We start from the raw sequence: 18,885 nt of genomic DNA, 5'->3' as shown, positions 1-18,885 counted from the left end.
TAGCTAGCAAGGTTATTGATAATCTGCTGTCAACAAAACGTCGCACACAGTTGCGGCGTTTTTTCGTTTCTAGGGACGCGATTGACTGAAAATCATGGCCTTGCTGTGAGTATGGTTTACACTAGGAGCGTCATAAACTGAACGCTCGGGAGTGAACGTGTCGGAAAGCGAATCTCAAAATTTGTCGGTCAAGCTGTTTGCCAAACACAGACATGCCAAAGAAACGTCGACATTGTTTGGCGCTATCCAGCAAATCGATCAAGCGAGTTATTCGGCGTTTGATGGAGACAGCGAGCGCAGCTGGTATCGAATGCGGCGTCGTGGACAATGGACGTGGCAAGGAGTAGATCCGGTAGAGATGGAAGCCATTTTTGCCCGTATTGCTCATTCGGATAATTCACGCTCCGTCGACAGTCTGCTGGATACGGTAGAAGGCTACCGCTCGGGAAATTGGAACTACGAGTGGACAGCAGTGGGCATGCAGCATCAAAAGCGCGCCCAAGCGCTGGCAGACAAAGGGGAGCATCAAGCGGCGAGTCAGCAATGGCTGCAAGCCTGTACCTATTTCGGTATCGCGGCGTATCCTCACCTCAAAGGCGATACGCTCGCTTTGCAATCGGAAACGCTGGCCTATAAAGCCTTTGAGCATGCGATGGATAAACTTCCCTTCACGGTTAAAACCGTAGAAACAACGCTCGATGGCAAATCGCTAAAAGGTTACCTGTATCTGCCAAGAACCGATGCGACCCTGCCGGTGGTCATTCTCAGTGGCAGCTTAGACAGTTTGCAAACCGATTTATGGCGGGTATTCGTCGATTACTTTGCCCCCGCAGATATCGCGGTATTGACCTTAGATATGCCATCAGTGGGTCACAGCAGTCATTGGCATCTCAATGAAGATACCAGCCGCTTACATCGTGCCATGTTAGATAAACTGGCGGAGGTACCTTGGGTGGATCACCACCGTGTGGGCACCATGGGGATCCGGTTTGGCGCGAATCCGGCGGTACGGTTAGCCTTTCTTGAACCACACAGAGTCAAAGCGAGTGCGGCGCTGGGAGGCATCGTGCATTCGCTATTAACCAATGCACAAATGATGAAAAAAATGCCACCCATGTACCTCGATACACTAGGGTCGCGGCTCGGTCGCCATATTCCTATCGACACGCTTCGGACACGGCTACAGGCGTGGTCACTCAAAAACCAAGGCTTACTCACCGGACGGCGAACCGAAGTGCCCATTTTAGCCTTGAGTTTGAAAGATGATCCGGTTTGTCCGGAGTCCGACAACAAACTGATTGCAACCTATAGTCGTGGCGGTAAAGCGGTGACATTGCCGAATACGCCTTTGCATGACGGCTACCATCGTGCGCTGAGCGAGACCGTCTCGTGGTTTGCCAATATTTTGTAACCAAGGTGGCGAAGGTGTGATCAAGTGCGGAAAGCGGGGGATTGGCGTTCACCTGACCGATAACGTCATGATATACCTTGAGCTTAGGTAGATAGAGTGCCACTGGAGGACACCATGACCCAAACGCTCCCGCTTTCTCATGGACGGTTGAAAACACGTTTTACTGCGCTAGGCCCGTATTTTCGTGATGGGCAATCTGATGAACAAAGCTACTTTTTCGATAGCTTGTCTGTCTGCGTCGATGCGAAAAAAGAGCCCGATGCACGCGAATTCTGGGGATGGTGGTTAGTGTTGACCCCAGAAGACGATGGGTTCCGTTATCACTACGGGTATGGCCTCTATGACGAGCATGGGGAATGGTTAGCAAAAGCCGTCCCTGCCAAACAGCGCGCGGAGGTTGAGAAAACCCTTGATAGTTTCTACACCAAATTATGCCAATTAGTGGTCGATGACCTATCGCTTTCCCTTTCCCCAAGTCAAAAACTGACCGAGCCAGAACTCGCCCTTTCTAACTAAAACGTGATTTGCCTGATTTCAGTCCTTGTTAAATGGGCATGGGATTGATAAAAGAGACATCTATCTTTTAGTCAATCAGGCAATCATGACAGTTCAAGACGCGCTTCGAGACGGTGACATTGCAGCCACCGTCTCTTCTCAAACCATCGTTGTAAAATTAGGCACCAGTGTGCTGACTGGCGGTTCGCAACGCCTTGACCAAGCCCACATGGTTGAGTTGGTTCGTCAGTGCGCGCGCCTGCGCCAACAAGGCCATCAAGTGATCATTGTCTCATCGGGAGCGATTGCTGCTGGGCGAGAGCACCTTGATTATCCGGTGTTGGCTGACACGGTCGCCAACAAGCAGATGCTCGCAGCCGTCGGGCAGTGCCGTTTAATTCAAACCTGGGAGCATCTTTTCAGTCTTTATGGCTTTCAAGTCGGACAGATGCTGCTGACCCGCGCCGATTTGGATCACCGCGAGCGTTTTCTCAATGCGCGAGACATGCTCCATGCGTTACTCGATAACGGCATCATTCCCATTGTGAATGAAAATGATGCGGTGGCGACATCTGAGATCAAAGTCGGTGATAACGACAACCTCTCAGCGCTGGTTGCGATTTTAGCCAACGCAGACAAATTATTGCTGCTTACCGATCAACCCGGACTCTTTACGGCGGATCCGAGAACGCAACCCGATGCCGAGCTTATTCGGGAAGTCCATACGATTGATGAAACCTTACGCAAATTAGCGGGAGGCAGTGTCACAGGTCTTGGCACCGGTGGCATGGCAACGAAACTGCAGGCTGCAGATATTGGGCGACGTGCGGGCATAGAAGTCACGATTGCCGCTGGCAGCAAGCCTGAAGTGATCCAAAACGTGGTCGCCGGTAACAGCGCGGGCACTCGATTCTTGCCGCTAGAGAGCCCACTAGAAAGCCGTAAACGCTGGATTCTAGCCGGACCACCTCCTGCGGGAGATATTACCATTGATACCGGTGCGGTGACGGCAGTGACGCAAAAAGGTAGCAGCCTGCTAAGTAAAGGCATCGTAAGCGTTAAAGGTGACTTTGCGCGTGGCGAAGTCGCGCGCATTTACTCTGTAGAGGGGCAATGCCTTGCGCGCGGTATTTGCCGTTATTCAGCAGCCGATCTTCGCCGTATTGCAGGCGCACATAGCCAACAAATCGCAGATATTTTAGGCTATGAGTATGGACCGGTAGCCATACACCGAGACGACCTTGTCGTTATTGGCGATTAATAAAAGAGATGCACACAACATGAGTTTACAAATGATGGGGAAAGCGGCCAAAGAGGCGGCTTACCAACTCGCGACAACTTCCACTACGAAAAAAAATCGCGCGCTGACCTTCATTGCGGATGAATTAGAGGCGCAACAAGCGAGTATTTTAGCGGCTAACCAAACGGACTTAGAGGCGGCACGCGCAGCGGGCATGAGTGAGGCGTTGATCGACCGCTTAGCACTCACGCCTGCACGTTTATCGGCGATTGCTGCAGATGTGCGCAATGTGGTGTCGTTGCCCGATCCGGTTGGGCAAGAATTTGACCATAAGGTGCTCGAAAATGGCCTTTCTTTATCGAAGCGCCGTGAGCCACTGGGTGTTGTCGGTGTGATTTATGAAGCGCGCCCTAACGTCACCATTGATATTGCGGCACTGTGCCTAAAAACGGGCAATGCCAGTATCTTACGTGGTGGTAAAGAAACCTTTGCGACCAACCAAGTGTTGGTCACTGTGATTCAATCTGCACTGAGCAAGGCTGAACTACCGCAATCAGCGGTGCAATACATCGACAAGCCTGATCGAGAATTGGTCGCAGAGCTGCTGACCATGGACGAGCACGTGGATATGATTATTCCGCGCGGCGGTGCCAGTTTGCATAAAATGTGTAAACAAAACAGCACGATTCCGGTGATTATTGGTGGTTTTGGGATTAGCCATTTGTATGTGGATCAAAGTGCCGATCTTGAACGCGCGCCGGATGTGATCATTAATGCGAAGACGCATCGTCCATCCGCTTGTAACGCTTTGGATACGTTATTGGTGCACAAGCAAGTCGCGGCACAGTTGTTTACACGCCTGATCCCAGCGCTTAACGCACAGCAACTGAAGGTTGTCGCAGCAAACAGTGCCTTGCCCTACCTTGACGGTGTCGCACAGCTTCGTGAAGCCGCTGAGGGAGACTTTGATACTGAATGGTTGGGTCCAACGCTCGGTGTTGCTGTGGTTGACGATGTGCACGACGCGCTCGGTCATATGCGCGAACACAATGCGAGCCATTCAGATACGATTCTGACCAATGATATTGATGCTGCCGAAGCCTTTATCAATGGTGCGGGCTCGGCTGCTGTCTATGTCAATGCTTCAACCCGTTTTACCGACGGTGCCCAGTTTGGTTTAGGCGCGGAAGTGGCCGTTTCAACGCAAAAGCTGCATGCGCGTGGCCCGATGGGACTCGAAGAGCTGACCACGTATAAGTGGGTCGGCAAAGCAGATTACCTGACGCGTCAATAACCCAAGCATACGAACGCAAGTCATATGCAAAATGTAAAAAAGCCGCGCGAGCGCGGCTTTTTTGTATCGTCAGCATAGAGGCTTATTTAATCTCGACACCTTTGGCTTGCAAATCAGCATGGTATGAAGAGCGGACAAAGGGACCACATGCAGCATGGGTAAAGCCAAGATCCAGCGCGATAGCTTTTAGCTCATCAAACTCTTCGGGCGGCACATAACGTTCAACCGGAAGGTGATGGCGGCTCGGCGCAAGGTATTGACCTAATGTCAGCATGGTGACACCGTGGGCACGTAGGTCTTTCAGAACCTCAATGATCTCTTCCTTGGTTTCGCCCAAGCCCATCATGAGTCCAGACTTAGTAGGAACATCTGGATGCATGTCTTTGAACTTTTTCAGCAGATCCAGTGACCACTGATAGTTCGCACCGGGACGCGCTTTACGGTACAAGCGAGGTGCCGTTTCTAGGTTGTGGTTAAACACATCCGGTGGATTGTCGCGCAGGATATCTAGGGCGCGATCCATTCGGCCTCGGAAGTCAGGTACCAAGGTTTCGATTTTGATCTCTGGATTGAGCGCACGGATCTCACGGGTACAGTCGGCAAAATGCTGTGCCCCGCCATCGCGAAGGTCATCGCGGTCAACTGAGGTGATCACGACATAACGAAGCTTCATGTCTTTAATAGTTTGCGCCAGATGCTTTGGCTCGTCGGCGTCAGGGGCAACCGGACGGCCATGGGCGACGTCGCAAAATGGGCAACGACGGGTACAAATCGCACCCAAAATCATGAAAGTGGCGGTACCGTGGCTAAAGCACTCTGCCAAGTTTGGACAGGAGGCCTCTTCACACACAGAGTGAAGGTTGTTTTTGCGCATCGCATCTTTAATTTCTTTGATGCGAGAGGTCTCGGCAGGGAGCTTGATCTTCATCCAATCAGGCTTGCGCAGCACTTCTTTTTGCTCGGTCGGCATATTTTTGACCGGGATAAGCGCCATCTTTTCGGCATCGCGGTACTTAACGCCGCGTTCCATCTGAATCGGTTTGCTCATAAATCGCTGCTTTCCGTTGTAACCTCAACCTGAGTATATCCCAGTTGTTGAGTTAAAGTGTCTACTAGCACAGGTTGGACGTCTGTTAGGGTTGCGCCTTCAACCTGATCACTCAGTTGCGTCATCGCCATCCCCGCATACCCACAGGGGTTAATGCGCTGAAATGGAGATAAATCCATATTGATGTTGAGTGCCAGTCCATGGAATGAGCACCCGCGACGAATACGGAGCCCAAGGGAACAGATTTTTGCGCTATCCACATACACACCGGGCGCATCGGGACGCGCGTAGGCGGTTACGCCATAATGGGCGAGGGTAGCGACAACGAGATTTTCAATATGGCTAACCAGTTCTCGAACGCCGACTTTTTTACGTTTTAAATCAATTAAAAAGTAAACGACTAACTGACCGGGACCGTGATAGGTCACTTGTCCCCCTCGATCTGATTGTACGACGGGGATGTCTCCAGGGACCAAAACGTGTTCCGGTTTACCCGCTTGACCTTGGGTGAAGACGGGATCATGTTCGACCAACCAGACTTCGTCACAAGTACGTGAATCACGGCTATCCGTGAAGTCACGCATCTGCTGCCAGGTTTGCGGATAAGGTCGGCGGCCCAGATATCTAACAACTAGTTGGTGCTGCAAACCGATTACCCATATTGTTATCTGTGGGGGTATTATAGAGGTTGGCGGCGTGATTAAAAGCCGCCAGCCGTGTGGGTATTCTGATTAAAGAACCATACGAACGATTTCGATCTCGCCAAGTTCTTTATACAAGGTTTCTACTTGCTCGATAGAGGTGGCAGTAATGGTCACAGATACCGAGTGATAGTTACCTTTTGCGCTAGGTTTCACCTTTGGGCTGTAGTCGCCTGGCGCATGTTGCTGGATCACACCTAGAACAAGGTCCGGCAGTTCAGGCTTAGCATGGCCCATAACCTTGTAAGTAAACTGACAAGGAAACTCCAGCAAGTCTTTTAGTTTTGGTTGCTCTTGCATGTTAACTCCCAATGGGCAGGCCGAGAACGGCATACCTATGTGCGATGGATCACGATTAACGCGAAATACTAATCTGCTCTGGGACAGAAAACAAGCCGCCCACCAAGTTGGTGGGCGGGAATGGGACTAAATGGTAAGTGGCTTAGCCCAGTAAGTTTTGAAACATCATAACAATGTAATCAATTAACCGGCTGAATAATCCGCCTTTTTCGACGTCGTTCAACGCAACCAGTGGGTATTCGGCTACATCTTCGCCATCCACTTGATAGAACAGCTTGCCTACCACATCCCCTTTACTGATCGGTGCTTCAAGGGTTTTTTCCAGTACGAAGCTCGCTTTTAGATCTTGTGCTTTGCCGCGAGGAAGTGTGACGTAGGTATCTTCGGTCACCCCGAGTGACACTTCATCGGTATCCCCCATCCACACTTTTTCAGTCACAAAGGTTTCATTTGCTTTGTGTGGCGCGACGGTTTCGAAGAAACGGAAGCCATAGTTCAATAGCTTTTTACTTTCAGCTTTACGTGCGTTAGCACTTTTGGTGCCCATCACGACAGCAATCAAACGCATCTCGCCTTCAGTGGCTGAGCTCACCAAGTTATAGCCGGCACCATCGGTATGGCCCGTCTTGATACCGTCAACGTTAAGGCTCTTGTCCCACAATAGGCCATTGCGGTTGTATTGGGTAATCCCGTTGTAGGTAAACGCTTTCTCTTTGTAAATGCGGTATTCCCCCGGCACATCACGGATCAGCGCCTGCGCCAGTAACGCCATGTCATAAGGGGTGGTATAAAGATCTTTAGAGTCGAGGCCATGCACGTTCGAGAAATGTGTGCTGTCCATGCCCAGCGTTTCACCCCAACGGTTCATCAGATCTACAAACGCATCTTCCGAGCCCGCGACATGCTCCGCCATCGCGACACAGGCATCGTTGCCTGATTGAATGATAATGCCTCGGTTAAGGTCGGCTGCTTTCACCGTGGTCCCGACTTCGATGAACATCTTGGATGAACCCGGGAAGTTTTTCGCCCACGCATTTTCGCTGATCACCACGTCATCATCCATGGAGATGTTACCGCGCTCAACCTCTTGGCCAATCACATAACTGGTCATCATCTTGGTGAGGCTGGCCGGGTTAAGGCGTTTGTAGGCATTATTTTCGGCAAGGACTTCACCGGAGTGGTAGTCCATAAGCACGTAGCCCTTGGCGGCAATTTGTGGAGCATCGGGTACAACAGCGGGCGCAGCTTGGGCCGTCACTGATACGAAAAGCGCAGCAGATAGCAATGTACGCATGCGGGAAACGGATTTTTTCATCATTTTTAGTACTTTTGTCGGTTATCGATGTCGATACTGTAAGCTCACTATACCAAATTGGGCACAGAGAGACAGGCTCGATTCCTTTAACTCACTGATTGTTTGTTTTAGCACTTGTGACAGATGTGTCGTCATTAACAAGTGCTTCGGTGACGATAAAAGCGCCCGGCAGTTGATGCTGTTTAGCGACTTGCATCGCTTGCTGAGCTTGGCCACGGTCGTAAAACGGACCAAAACGCACACGATACACTTGGTCGCGGCGAGCAATGTGGGTAGGTAGACCGTGTGCTTTCGCTAATTGTTCCGCACTTTGGCTGGCTTTTAAGCCATCGGACAATGCAAGCAACTGGACATAGTACGCATGATGACGGGCCGAATGCCACTCATCTTGCGCGGGTTTCTCTGGGGAGATTAAACGAAGTGCGACTGGTGCGGTACCCGTTTGCAAAACACCAAGCTTTTTTGCAGCCGCATAGCTGAGATCAATCAGGCGCTCGTTATGGAAAGGGCCGCGATCGTTGACGCGTACAATCGCTTTCTTACCGTTATTTTGATTGGTGACTTCGACGTAGCTCGGCAAAGGCAAGGTTTTGTGCGCCGCAGACATGGAATACATGTCATACACTTCGCCATTAGAGGTTTTATGGCCGTGGAATTTTTGGCCGTACCAAGAGGCAATACCCGCCTCTTGGTAACCGCGAGGCTCACGGAGTATTTCGTAGCGTTGACCATTTAAGGTGTAATCTTTGTTGCCAGCTAAGCTATAAGGCTCATACCTTGGCTGGGCATCATCAGTGTGCACCTGCTCAGGAAGGCGTTCGGGTGCTTGGTCGTCAGCCATTTGATATCGGCCCTGTTGCGTACTGCACGCGCTCAGGAGCATGGCGAAAAGAATTACAATCGCTCGCATGTTTATTAAGCCCTAGATAGCATTTTTCGATGAGTATGAATGGACATGAGAATGCCAAAACCAGCCATCAAGGTCACCATAGAGGTACCGCCATAGCTGATCAGAGGTAAGGGTACCCCAACCACAGGCAAAATGCCGCTGACCATACCAATATTGACAAAAACATAAACAAAAAAGCTGAGCACGATACTCCCGGCCATCATACGGCCGAATGCAGTTTGGGCTCGGCTGGCTAACATCAGTCCACGCCCAATCAAAAACAGGTATAAGGCGAGCAGGGCACATACACCAATTAATCCCCATTCTTCGGCAATGACCGCAAAGATAAAGTCGGTATGGCGCTCAGGGAGAAACTCGAGCTGCGATTGTGTGCCATGCAGCCAACCTTTTCCGGCCAGCCCTCCGGAACCAATTGCAATTTTAGATTGAATAATATGATAGCCCGCTCCCAGTGGGTCGGACTCTGGATTAAAGAGCGTGAGCACGCGAGTGCGCTGATAGTCGTGCATTAAGAAAAACCACAGCACAGGAATAAACCCCGCGATTGCAACGACAGCTGCGGTAATCAGCTTCCAACTGATCCCGGCGAGAAAGAGTACGAAGACGCCTGACGCGGCAATAAGAATAGAGGTACCTAAGTCGGGTTGCTTCGCGATCATAATGGTGGGCATAAACAACAAAAAGAGCGCGATCAGCAAGGTCGTAAACTTCGGCGGGAGCGGATCCTTACCGATAAAACGAGCCAGCATTAAAGGCACAGCAAGTTTGATTATTTCGGAAGGCTGGAAAGTAACCACGCCAAGATCGAGCCAACGCTGAGCGCCTTTTGCCGTTTCACCCACGAGTAAGACCGCCGCCAGTAGGGCCACACCAATCACATATAAATACGGCGACCAAAACTCGTAATGGCGTGGCGGCACCTGTGCCAGCGCAAACATTACCGACAGGGCTAGCAGCATCCGAACCGCTTGGCGTTCCATCATTGCCATACTTTGGCCACTGGCACTGTACATAACGACAAGACCAAAGCCCATCAGTAATAAAATGCCAATGAGCAAGGGCAAGTCGAGGTGCAAGCGATCGAATAACGAGCGCTTACTGCTTACTTGGGCTAAAGAACTCATTGTTTTGCCTCTTTGTTCTCTTCAGCGTCTTTTTCAATCAAGATATGATCAAAAATACGACGGGCGATGGGCGCACCGTTGCTTGACCCGCCTCCGGCGTTTTCTAATACCATAGAGACTGCCACCTTGGGATGTTCAAAGGGAGCAAAGCCAATGTAAAGCGCATGATCGCGTAAGTGCTCAGCAATCTCGTCGGCGTTGTATTCTTCATCTTCGCCCAAACCGAACACTTGCGCGGTACCGGACTTCCCGCCAGAGACATACTTTGCGGTGCGGAACGAGCGTCTAGCGGTACCTTTACGACCATGATTAACCAATCGCATCCCTTCAAGGGCGACGTCCCAATACTTATCGCTTACTCCTTGTATCGGAGGATAAGGTTCTGGCTTGGGTTTATGCATACCGTCTTCATCGCGCGACAGCATCAGTAATTTAGGCGCTTTGACTTCGCCGCGGTTCAATACTACCGTGAGTGCTTTCGCTATCTGCATTGGGGTCGCCGTCCAGTAGCCCTGACCTATGCCGACAGGAATGGTGTCCCCTTTGTACCAAGGTTGGCGGTGGCGGCTCATTTTCCATTCTCGGTTAGGCATATTGGCGCTGCTTTCTTCTTGGATATCTATGCCAGTGTATTGGCCGAAGCCGAACTTCTCCATCCAAGACGAGAGCTTATCAATGCCCATGTCATAGGCGATTTGGTAGAAGAAGGTATCCACCGACTCTTCAATCGATTGGACAATATTTACGCGGCCATGCCCCCATGGAAGCCAGTCACGGAAAGGGCGAGTGTTAGAGTTGGGGATCCGCCAATAACCGGGATCGTTGCGGGTCGTCTTGGTGGTAATAATCCCTTCTTCCAGTGCAGCGACAGCAATAAAGGGCTTCACCGTCGACGCCGGCGGATAGATGCCTAATGTCGCACGGTTTACCAATGGTCTGTCTCTATCATTAAGCAGGGCACTGTATTGGGTGCTGGAAATGCCGTGAACAAAAAGGTTCGGGTCATAGCTGGGGGTCGATACCATGGCTAAAACGCCAGATGTTTTCGGATCGAGCACAACCACAGCGCCACGGCGATCGCCTAGGATGCCACGGATATAAAGTTGTAAATCAATATCGAGATTGAGGATCAAATCCTTACCCGGCACGGGTGGCACATATTTTAAGGTGCGGATGATTCGACCTCGGCTATTCACCTCGACTTCTTGATAGCCCGCTTTACCATGCAACACGGGCTCGTAATATTTTTCTATGCCGAGTTTGCCGATGTCACGCGTCGCGCGATAGTTATTGAGCACATCTTTTTGACGCAGCTTGGCGATATCACGGTCGTTGATTTTTGCAACGTAACCCAGCACATGGGTCAGCGCATCGCCGTAAGGGTAGTGGCGTTTTAGATACGCCTTGATTTCCACCCCGGAAAATTGGTGCTGGTGGGCAGAAAAGATGGCGACCTCTTTATCGGTTAACTGGGTCTTTAGCGGCACCGCATTAAAGCGACGCGAACGTCTACGTTCTTTTTGGAAGTTGTCGATATCACTGTCAGACAGCGACAGTAATGACTGTAAGCGCGCCAAGGTGGCGGGCATATCATCGACTTGTTCAGGGGTGATTTCGAGATGATATACCGGCCGGTTTTCTGCGAGCAATTTGCCGTTGCGATCATAGATAAGACCGCGGTTGGGCGCGACAGGCACCACTTTAATCCGGTTATCATTTGAGCGCGTCTGATAATCTTGGTGTTCAACGACCTGAATGTGATAGAGGTTGGTAAGCAAGATCCCGACTAAGGCAATAATCCCGATGAAGCAGACAATCGCTCGGCGGACAAACAGCGCCGCTTCGGCGCTATGGTCGCGAATTTGACTTCGTTGGCGCTTCATCCGTGATTATTCTCGATGGTAAGGATGGTTAGTCGTTAAGCTCCACGCGCGATAAAGGCTCTCAGCCATGACAATACGTACCAGCGGATGGGGCAGTGTCAGTGGCGATAAAGACCAACTTTGTTCCGCAGCGGCCTTACATTCTGGTGCCAATCCCTCTGGCCCGCCAATTAAGATCGCCACGTCACGAGCGTCAAGCTTCCATTTCTCTAACTGTTCAGCCAATTGCGGGGTATCCCATGGTTTACCGGGAATGTCGAGTGTCACGATACGGCTACCGCGGTTGACCGCGGCTAACATAGCGTCGCCTTCTTTTTGCAGAATGCGGGCAATGTCGGCGTTTTTGCCCCGTTTTCCCGCGGGGATCTCAATCAGCTCTAAAGGCATATCTTTGGGAAAACGACGCTGGTACTCGGCGAAGCCTTGCTCGACCCATTTCGGCATTTTATTGCCGACGGCAATCAACTGAATCTTCATCAATTAGTTCCAGAGCTTTTCCAGTTGATAGAGCTGGCGCTGTTCTTCTTGCATCACATGCACCATCACATCGCCCAAATCGACCACGACCCACTCGCTGTCGTCTTGGCCTTCCATGCCCATCGCGCCGATATTGATAGCTTGGGCTTCGTCACGCACATGCTCTGCAATGGAAGCAACATGGCGACGGGAGTTACCGGTGCACAGCACCATAAAATCGGTAATGGAAGATTTGTCACGGACATCCAGTGTCACAATGTCACTGGCTTTCATATCATCGACCTTATCGGCCACAAACTGTTGTAACTCGGTAGCTTGCAAAAGAGACCTCTATGGTTACCGTTTGGATTACTGGCAAGCGAGTATATCACTCACTTGCCAATTGGACACATTAGCGCGGCTGAGGTTCAGGCATTTGGCACATGAGTGCGCAAAAATAGTGCAATTCAGGCCAAGGATCGCTGCTGTAATCGGTTTTTAGACCGATTTCGAGCTGAGCCAGTTGCCGCAGAAGTTGAGTCAGACGCGGTCGCGTTAAGCGATTCAGCGCGGCAATCATCATGGGTCGGCGTGTTTGCCAGATCCGCAGTTGGTCGAATATTTTGTTCAATGGCCGCCCTTGTTGGCCTTGCTCATGAATCACATAAAGCTGCTTGAGCTCTTTTTGGATCAATCGTAGCAACAAGGTGGGCTCGTTTCCTTCTGCATAGAGCTGCTCCAAAATACGCTGCGCGCGCTGCGCTTTTCCTTCTAATAACGCATCGGTAAGTTGGAAAGGCGTAAAATGATGATGGCGCGACAGGGCGCTTTCAATGCGAGGGAGCGTTAAGGCGCCGTCCGGATAGAGCAACTGCAGAATGTGCAGGCTTTGTACCAACGCCAGTAAGTTGCCTTCATGCCATTGCGCTAATAGCTGCAATGCCGGTTGATCCGGTTTAAGCCCCAGCCCTTGACAGCGCTGCTCGATAAAACGCGGCAGCTGGCGGGCATCGGGTGTGTTACACACCACATAGAGCCCATGCTGAGACAAGGCGGTGAACCACTTGGCAGACTCTTGCTTTTTATTTAAACGCTCGCCTTGCACCAGCAATAAAATATCAGGATTAAGCCATTGCGCGATGTCAGCCAATTGCTTGGCTTGTGTGGTGTTAAGGCCGTTTTCTGGGCAGGTGATTTCGATAATCTGGCGTGAAGAAAACAAACTCAGCGCTTGGCAACAATCAATCACCTCCTGCCAATTGAGCTGAGCATCAATGATAAAGCGATGATGCTCTTCAAACCCTTGCTCTCGAGCGGAGCGACAAATTGCATCGCGTGATTCGAGTTTAAGCAGAGGATCAGAGCCAAACACGAGATAGGTTTGGCGCAGTGGCTGCTTGAGCTGCTGCGCCAATTGTTCTGGATAGGTTCTCATCATTGCGCGGTATCAGTCTCAGTCTGACGCGTTTCAATAATGATTTCTGGCTTGGTTGGACGCTCACCTTGTTCAAGCTGTTCCAACGCTGCTTGTTCAGCCTCACGGCGCTCAAATTCGGCAATATCACCTTTAAGCTGTGAGAGTTGACGCATAATCTGGCGTGTTGCTTCGGTCCGCATCTCCGCAACCAGCTTGTCTTGCTCGACCGATTTAGCCAATGCAGTCAGCGGGTTATCGAGGAAGTTACGACTTAGCGTGGTTGAAAAAGTATAACTGCCTTTTTGCGGCACAGTCACCCGGTAGCGAGCGACGTAGCGGAACTCTTTCTCTGCGACACGGCTGTTTTGGTAAAGCGATAGGGTTTGTTCGCTATTGCTTTCGCCAAGCAGGTGAATATTGGTCACTGTATTGGCTGGTGCAACCAATTCAACCTTATGTTGATTGAGTTGATTGCGCAGCTGGCGAGTGAGCTCACCGTAAGGGTCGACGCTGGTTAACGACACTTGCGTGACCTCGTCCGGTAAGTTGTAGCTGTCACGTAAGGCAAACCCGCAAGAGGCGGTGGTCAAAGCGACCACCGCAACAAGCAGGAAGCGAAACACAGGTTGAAACAGGGTCACGCTACTGCTCCTTGTTTAGTTAGCAACAATGTTAACCAGTTTACCTGGTACATAGATGACTTTGCGCACGGTTTTCCCGTCAGTAAACTTAACCACATTTTCATCAGCCATCGCTTGTGCTTCGACCGCATCTTTTTCGGCGTCAGCGGCAACGGTGATTTTGGCACGCAGTTTTCCGTTAACTTGGACGATGATGAGCTTTTCATCTTCAACCATGGCATCTTGGTCAGCCTGTGGCCATTGGGCGTCATCAATGTTCTGTTCACCCAGCGCTTCCCACAGCGTAAAGCTGATGTGTGGGGTGATTGGATAGAGCATCACAACAATCGCTTTCAGCGCTTCATCCAGCACGGCTCGGTCTTGCTCGCTCTCTTGTGGTGCTTTCACCAAACGGTTCATCAGCTCCATAATCGCAGCAATCGCAGTGTTGAACGTCTGACGACGACCCATGTCGTCACTCACCTTAGCAATGGTTTTGTGAACGTCACGGCGCAGTGCTTTCTGCTCATTGTTCAGGGCGCTAGCATCGAGTGCTGCGACGGCACCTTTGGCGCTGTGCTCGTAAACCAATTTCCACACGCGACGCAAGAAGCGGTGAGAGCCTTCGACGCCTGACTCTTGCCACTCAAGGGTCATTTCTGCTGGCGCGGCAAACATCATGAACAAGCGTACGGTGTCGGCACCATATTTTTCGACCATCAATTGCGGGTCGATACCATTGTTCTTCGACTTTGACATCTTGGTCATGCCAGTGTGCACGACTTCGCGTCCTTCATTGTCGATAGCTTTGATGATCTTGCCTTTGCTGTCGCGTTCGACGGTCACATCGGTGGGCGAGACCCAAACTCGCACGCCTTTCTCGTCGTTGTAGTAGAAGGCGTCGGCAAGCACCATGCCTTGGCAAAGTAGCTGCTTAAAAGGCTCGTCACTGTCGACCATGTTGTCGTCACGGAGCAGTTTATGGAAGAAGCGTGAGTAAAGCAGGTGCATACACGCATGTTCAATTCCGCCAATGTACTGGTCCACCGGCAGCCAGTAGTTCGCGGCGGCTGGATCGAGCATTTGGTCTGCTTGTGGCGAACAATAACGTGCGTAATACCAAGATGACTCCATGAAGGTATCAAAGGTGTCGGTTTCACGCAGCGCAGGCTTGCCTTGATACTGGGTTTGCGCCCATTGCTTATCGGCTTTGATCGGGCTTTGCACGCCGTCCATAACCACGTCTTCTGGCAAGATGACAGGCAGCTCATCGCTAGGGACAGGCACCACTTCACCGTCTTCTGTGTTCAGCATTGGGATAGGTGCACCCCAGTAGCGCTGACGAGAAACGCCCCAGTCACGCAGACGGAAGTTAACGGTTTTCTTGCCTTTACCCAGCGATTCAAGCTTGGCGGCAATCGCATTAAACGCGGCATCAAAGTCTAGGCCGTCAAATTCGCCAGAGTTAAACAGTTTGCCTTTCTCGGTATGCGCTTGCTCGGACAGATCTGGCGCTTGGCCATTTTCGTCAAGGATCACCGGTTCAATATCGAGGCCGTATTTGCTGGCGAACTCAAAGTCGCGCTGGTCGTGTGCTGGCACGGCCATGACGGCGCCTGTGCCATAATCCATCAAGACAAAGTTGGCGACAAAGATAGGCACACGACGACCGTTTAGAGGGTGTGTCGCGTACAAGCCGGTTGCCATGCCTTTTTTCTCCATGGTTGCAAGCTCTGCTTCAGCAACCTTGGTGTTACGGCACTCTTGTACAAATTCAGCCAACGCTGGATTTTGTTTGGCAGCGGCATCCGCGAGTGGGTGACCAGCGGCAATGCCCACATAGGTGACGCCCATCAGGGTATCAGGACGCGTGGTGTACACATCCAGTGCAGGGTGATCGCCTTCTACTTCAAAGGTCAGTTCAACCCCTTCAGAGCGGCCAATCCAGTTGCGTTGCATGGTTTTAACCATTTCTGGCCAACCATCCAATTTATCGATGTCTTGCAACAGTTCTTCTGCATAGTCGGTGATTTTAATAAACCACTGAGGGATTTCTTTTTGCTCAACCGGTGTGTCACAACGCCAGCAGCAGCCTTCGTGTACCTGCTCATTGGCCAAAACGGTTTGGTCATTCGGACACCAGTTTACCGACGAGGTTTTCTTGTATACCAAGCCTTTGTTGTAAAGCTTGGTGAAGAACTCTTGTTCCCAGCGGTAGTAATCTGGACTACAGGTGGCGACTTCACGGTTCCAATCGTAACCAAAGCCCAGCATTTTCAGCTGGCCTTTCATGTAATCAATGTTTTCGTAGGTCCAAGGTGCCGGTGCGGTTTTGTTTTTAATCGCCGCGCCCTCAGCGGGTAGGCCAAAGGCGTCCCAACCGATAGGCTGCATCACGTTTTTACCTTGCAGGCGCTGGTAGCGTGAAATGACGTCACCGATGGTGTAGTTGCGCACATGTCCCATGTGCAAACGACCACTGGGGTATGGGAACATAGAAAGACAATAAAATTTTTCTTTGTTAGGGTCTTCATGAACCACAAAGGTTTTATTTTCGTCCCAATGGGCTTGAACTTTTTGTTCAATATCTTGCGGGCTATATTGTTCTTGCATCGATGGCTTCCGAGATTCTGTGAGAAAGGTAAAACCTGAAAGAGAAATATCGTCATAGAATAACGAAAGGCAAAGACCGCAACAACACTTGAATCAGGAGCAGGACGATGAATAAAGAGAAAGATACCCAACAAAGCATCATCGAGCGCGTTAAAGAAGCGCTGGAAAACAGTCCTGAATCCCTTGCGCGCTGGGTGGAGTTGTCGGAGCAATACCTTAAGGCCGCAGCGGATTTAACCAAAGATGAATGGGCATTGATTGAGGCGTACTTCAAACGTGATGTGAAAGCGTTTGGCGCGCAATATGACAAATCACAGGCCGATGAGATAGACAGTGAGGTTTTTAACGACCTGATTGCTGACACCATTTGGGAACAACTGGCGGAGATCACCGATCGAACGCAGCTGGAATGGCGTGAAGTGTTTGATGATTTGCAGCATCAAGGGGTGTACGAAGCCGGGGAGATTGTGGGGTTAGGTATATTGCAATGTGAACAATGCCAGCACCAGACTCGCCATAATCGCGTGGATGTGATTCATCCTTGTGTGAAATGCGGGCATCGCTTTTTTACCCGTCGCGCTTACCCAGCCTAAAGCAAAAGTGGGCCGGCAACCCCGGCCCTTGCGTTATCCATGCCTCAGGCGGGCTTATTCTTCACCTTTGGCACCTTCAAAGCGTGCTTTTTCTTCTTTCTCAACCTGAGATAGTCGAGGCAATTTGAGTCCTTGCGCTTTTCCCATCCAGCGAGCAAACACAATATTGCTCCAAAATGCACTGCTGACCAGCACAAGCTCGGCTACCGCCAGCCAGCGTTCGCCCTCATCGACATATATCAGGGTTAGGGCATGTAAAAAGTAAAACATTAAAATAAAGTTGGCCCAGGCGTGAGTGAACGCTTTGCCCTTAATCAATCCAGGCAGTGGCAACAGCAAAGGCACCAGCCAACCGATCGTGACCGCCCACGCGTTTAAGTGCGGGTGAGGAGATAGGTAGGCGTGCCAAAGCGCTACCCAAGCGATTAGGCCAAGGTTGCTGGCAAGCGAGAGTTTACGCATCAATGCAAGACGAGGGTCAGTCACTGTGATGTCCTTTTACGAGCTAGTGGGGTTGAGCGTGCGTGCGAGTGAAGCGAGCCGTTGGCCGAGTGCATTGGCTATTTTTTTCTCATCGGCGAGCAAAGGGGTTTGAGCGTTGCTCACACTCGAGGCTCCATAGGGCGAACCACCGCCTTGGGTGGTGTGCAGTGCACTTTCACTGTGCGGCACGCCAACAAGAATCATACCGTGATGTAGCAGGGGCACCGTCATGGTGAGCAGGGTGGTTTCTTGTCCACCATGAAGCATAGAGCCGGCCCCAAACACGGCGGCAGGTTTATCGATTAAGGCCCCAGAGAGCCACTCGGCACTGGTACTGTCGATAAAATGCTTGAGTGGCGCGGCCATATTGCCGAAACGCACCGGGCTACCCAAGGCTAGCCCGTCACAGTCGAGCAAGTCTTGGCGAGTCACAAAAGGATCGCTGGCTGAATGGGCCGGTGTTTTTCCGTCTGTGTAACTCGGCAATTCTGGCACCGTACGTAACACGGCCTCCACGCCCTGAGATTCAATGCCTCGCGCTAGCTGTTGCGCTAATTTGCGGGTATTGCCTGAGCGGCTGTAGTAAAGCACCAGTACTTTTGTCATGCCAAAAGATCCAAAACGTTTTCTGGTGGACGACCAATAACAGCACGCTCAGCCTTAACAGCGATAGGGCGCTCAATGAGTTTAGGGTTGTTGACCATTGCGTCGAGCAGTTGTGCTTCCGTCACGCTGGCATCACCCAGCTGAGCGGTTTTATAGTCTGCTTCCTTGGTGCGCATCATGTCGCGAAATGAGCGGATGCCGAGCTTATCTTTCAAGGCGGTCAAGGTGTCGGCAGACGGAGGCGTTTCCAGATACTTAACGATGTTTGGTTGCACGCCATTGGATTCGAGCAGTGCAAGTGTTTCACGGCTTTTGGAACAACGCGGGTTGTGATAAAGCGTAATAGTGGTCACGACAGATATCCTTATTTGAATGA

The 18,885-nt window shown here is 51.1% G+C and carries 20 protein-coding genes; 5 read left to right on the top strand and 15 right to left on the bottom strand.

Going from position 1 to position 18,885, the window contains the following annotated elements; translation table 11 throughout:
- Positions 1 to 157: 157 nt before the first annotated feature.
- The 4 genes from frsA (at position 158) to BZG84_RS04565 (ending at position 4,440) form a co-directional block, all read left to right on the top strand.
- Entirely contained in the window at positions 158 to 1,411 is a 1,254-nt protein-coding gene (gene frsA / locus BZG84_RS04580) for an esterase FrsA (protein WP_077661855.1), read from the top strand.
- A gap of 114 nt (positions 1,412 to 1,525) precedes the next feature.
- The gene (gene crl / locus BZG84_RS04575; RefSeq protein ID WP_077479411.1) at positions 1,526 to 1,927 is read left to right on the top strand and encodes a sigma factor-binding protein Crl; all 402 of its coding nucleotides are present in this window, start codon (positions 1,526 to 1,528) and stop codon (positions 1,925 to 1,927) included.
- Between the two features lie 85 nt (positions 1,928 to 2,012).
- On the top strand, positions 2,013 to 3,167 hold the full coding sequence (proB, locus tag BZG84_RS04570; RefSeq protein ID WP_077479410.1) for a glutamate 5-kinase: 1,155 nt from the start codon (positions 2,013 to 2,015) through the stop codon (positions 3,165 to 3,167).
- A gap of 19 nt (positions 3,168 to 3,186) precedes the next feature.
- Entirely contained in the window at positions 3,187 to 4,440 is a 1,254-nt protein-coding gene (locus tag BZG84_RS04565; RefSeq protein ID WP_077479409.1) for a glutamate-5-semialdehyde dehydrogenase, read from the top strand.
- A gap of 82 nt (positions 4,441 to 4,522) precedes the next feature.
- Here BZG84_RS04565 and lipA read toward each other — a convergent pair whose 3' ends face one another.
- From lipA to leuS, 12 genes are all read right to left on the bottom strand, one after another.
- Positions 4,523 to 5,488, bottom strand: coding sequence for a lipoyl synthase (lipA, locus tag BZG84_RS04560; protein ID WP_069587428.1), 966 nt, complete (start codon positions 5,486 to 5,488; stop codon positions 4,523 to 4,525).
- On the bottom strand, positions 5,485 to 6,135 hold the full coding sequence (lipB, locus tag BZG84_RS04555; protein WP_077479407.1) for a lipoyl(octanoyl) transferase LipB: 651 nt from the start codon (positions 6,133 to 6,135) through the stop codon (positions 5,485 to 5,487). Before lipB ends, lipA begins: the two co-directional genes overlap by 4 nt.
- Positions 6,136 to 6,219: 84 nt before the next feature.
- Positions 6,220 to 6,489, bottom strand: a complete 270-nt coding sequence (gene ybeD / locus BZG84_RS04550; RefSeq protein WP_069587426.1) for a DUF493 family protein YbeD — start codon at positions 6,487 to 6,489, stop codon at positions 6,220 to 6,222.
- Between the two features lie 142 nt (positions 6,490 to 6,631).
- Positions 6,632 to 7,783, bottom strand: a complete 1,152-nt coding sequence (locus tag BZG84_RS04545) for a serine hydrolase (protein WP_415752717.1) — start codon at positions 7,781 to 7,783, stop codon at positions 6,632 to 6,634.
- A 112-nt stretch (positions 7,784 to 7,895) separates the two neighbouring features.
- A complete protein-coding gene (locus tag BZG84_RS04540) occupies positions 7,896 to 8,714 on the bottom strand; it encodes a septal ring lytic transglycosylase RlpA family protein (protein WP_069587425.1) in 819 nt (272 codons plus the stop codon).
- A gap of 5 nt (positions 8,715 to 8,719) precedes the next feature.
- The gene (gene rodA / locus BZG84_RS04535; protein ID WP_077455581.1) at positions 8,720 to 9,838 is read right to left on the bottom strand and encodes a rod shape-determining protein RodA; all 1,119 of its coding nucleotides are present in this window, start codon (positions 9,836 to 9,838) and stop codon (positions 8,720 to 8,722) included.
- Entirely contained in the window at positions 9,835 to 11,721 is a 1,887-nt protein-coding gene (gene mrdA, locus BZG84_RS04530; RefSeq protein WP_077479406.1) for a penicillin-binding protein 2, read from the bottom strand. Before mrdA ends, rodA begins: the two co-directional genes overlap by 4 nt.
- Positions 11,722 to 11,727: 6 nt before the next feature.
- Positions 11,728 to 12,198 (bottom strand): 23S rRNA (pseudouridine(1915)-N(3))-methyltransferase RlmH, encoded by a 471-nt coding sequence (gene rlmH / locus BZG84_RS04525; RefSeq protein WP_077479405.1) that lies wholly within the window; start codon positions 12,196 to 12,198, stop codon positions 11,728 to 11,730.
- A gap of 3 nt (positions 12,199 to 12,201) precedes the next feature.
- A complete protein-coding gene (rsfS, locus tag BZG84_RS04520; RefSeq protein ID WP_069587421.1) occupies positions 12,202 to 12,519 on the bottom strand; it encodes a ribosome silencing factor in 318 nt (105 codons plus the stop codon).
- 70 nt (positions 12,520 to 12,589) lie between these two features.
- On the bottom strand, positions 12,590 to 13,612 hold the full coding sequence (holA, locus tag BZG84_RS04515) for a DNA polymerase III subunit delta (protein WP_077479440.1): 1,023 nt from the start codon (positions 13,610 to 13,612) through the stop codon (positions 12,590 to 12,592).
- Positions 13,612 to 14,235 carry an LPS-assembly lipoprotein LptE gene (locus BZG84_RS04510; protein WP_077678001.1) on the bottom strand — a complete coding sequence of 208 codons (624 nt, stop codon included), beginning with the start codon at positions 14,233 to 14,235 and terminating at the stop codon, positions 13,612 to 13,614. The genes holA and BZG84_RS04510 overlap by 1 nt, the downstream gene beginning before the upstream one ends.
- Before the next feature lie 15 nt (positions 14,236 to 14,250).
- Positions 14,251 to 16,827 (bottom strand): leucine--tRNA ligase, encoded by a 2,577-nt coding sequence (gene leuS / locus BZG84_RS04505; RefSeq protein ID WP_077480229.1) that lies wholly within the window; start codon positions 16,825 to 16,827, stop codon positions 14,251 to 14,253.
- A 107-nt stretch (positions 16,828 to 16,934) separates the two neighbouring features.
- On the opposite strand from leuS, the gene BZG84_RS04500 reads away from it, so the two are divergent.
- Complete coding sequence (locus BZG84_RS04500) at positions 16,935 to 17,420, top strand: zinc ribbon-containing protein (protein WP_077480228.1); 486 nt, start codon at positions 16,935 to 16,937, stop codon at positions 17,418 to 17,420.
- 54 nt (positions 17,421 to 17,474) lie between these two features.
- Here BZG84_RS04500 and BZG84_RS04495 read toward each other — a convergent pair whose 3' ends face one another.
- From BZG84_RS04495 to arsC, 3 genes are read right to left on the bottom strand one after another with little or no spacing between them, the layout of a single operon-like run.
- Positions 17,475 to 17,882 (bottom strand): DUF2069 domain-containing protein, encoded by a 408-nt coding sequence (locus tag BZG84_RS04495; RefSeq protein WP_077480232.1) that lies wholly within the window; start codon positions 17,880 to 17,882, stop codon positions 17,475 to 17,477.
- Between the two features lie 36 nt (positions 17,883 to 17,918).
- Positions 17,919 to 18,509 carry an NAD(P)H:quinone oxidoreductase gene (gene wrbA, locus BZG84_RS04490; RefSeq protein WP_077480227.1) on the bottom strand — a complete coding sequence of 197 codons (591 nt, stop codon included), beginning with the start codon at positions 18,507 to 18,509 and terminating at the stop codon, positions 17,919 to 17,921.
- Entirely contained in the window at positions 18,506 to 18,862 is a 357-nt protein-coding gene (arsC, locus tag BZG84_RS04485; RefSeq protein ID WP_069587416.1) for an arsenate reductase (glutaredoxin), read from the bottom strand. Before arsC ends, wrbA begins: the two co-directional genes overlap by 4 nt.
- Between the last annotated feature and the right edge of the window lie 23 nt (positions 18,863 to 18,885).

The organism is Salinivibrio sp. PR932 (genome assembly GCF_001996125.1).
In the GTDB taxonomy this organism is placed as follows: domain Bacteria; phylum Pseudomonadota; class Gammaproteobacteria; order Enterobacterales; family Vibrionaceae; genus Salinivibrio; species Salinivibrio proteolyticus.
Note: the sequence above shows the minus strand (reverse complement) of the source record. Positions and strands in the feature narration are given on the sequence as shown.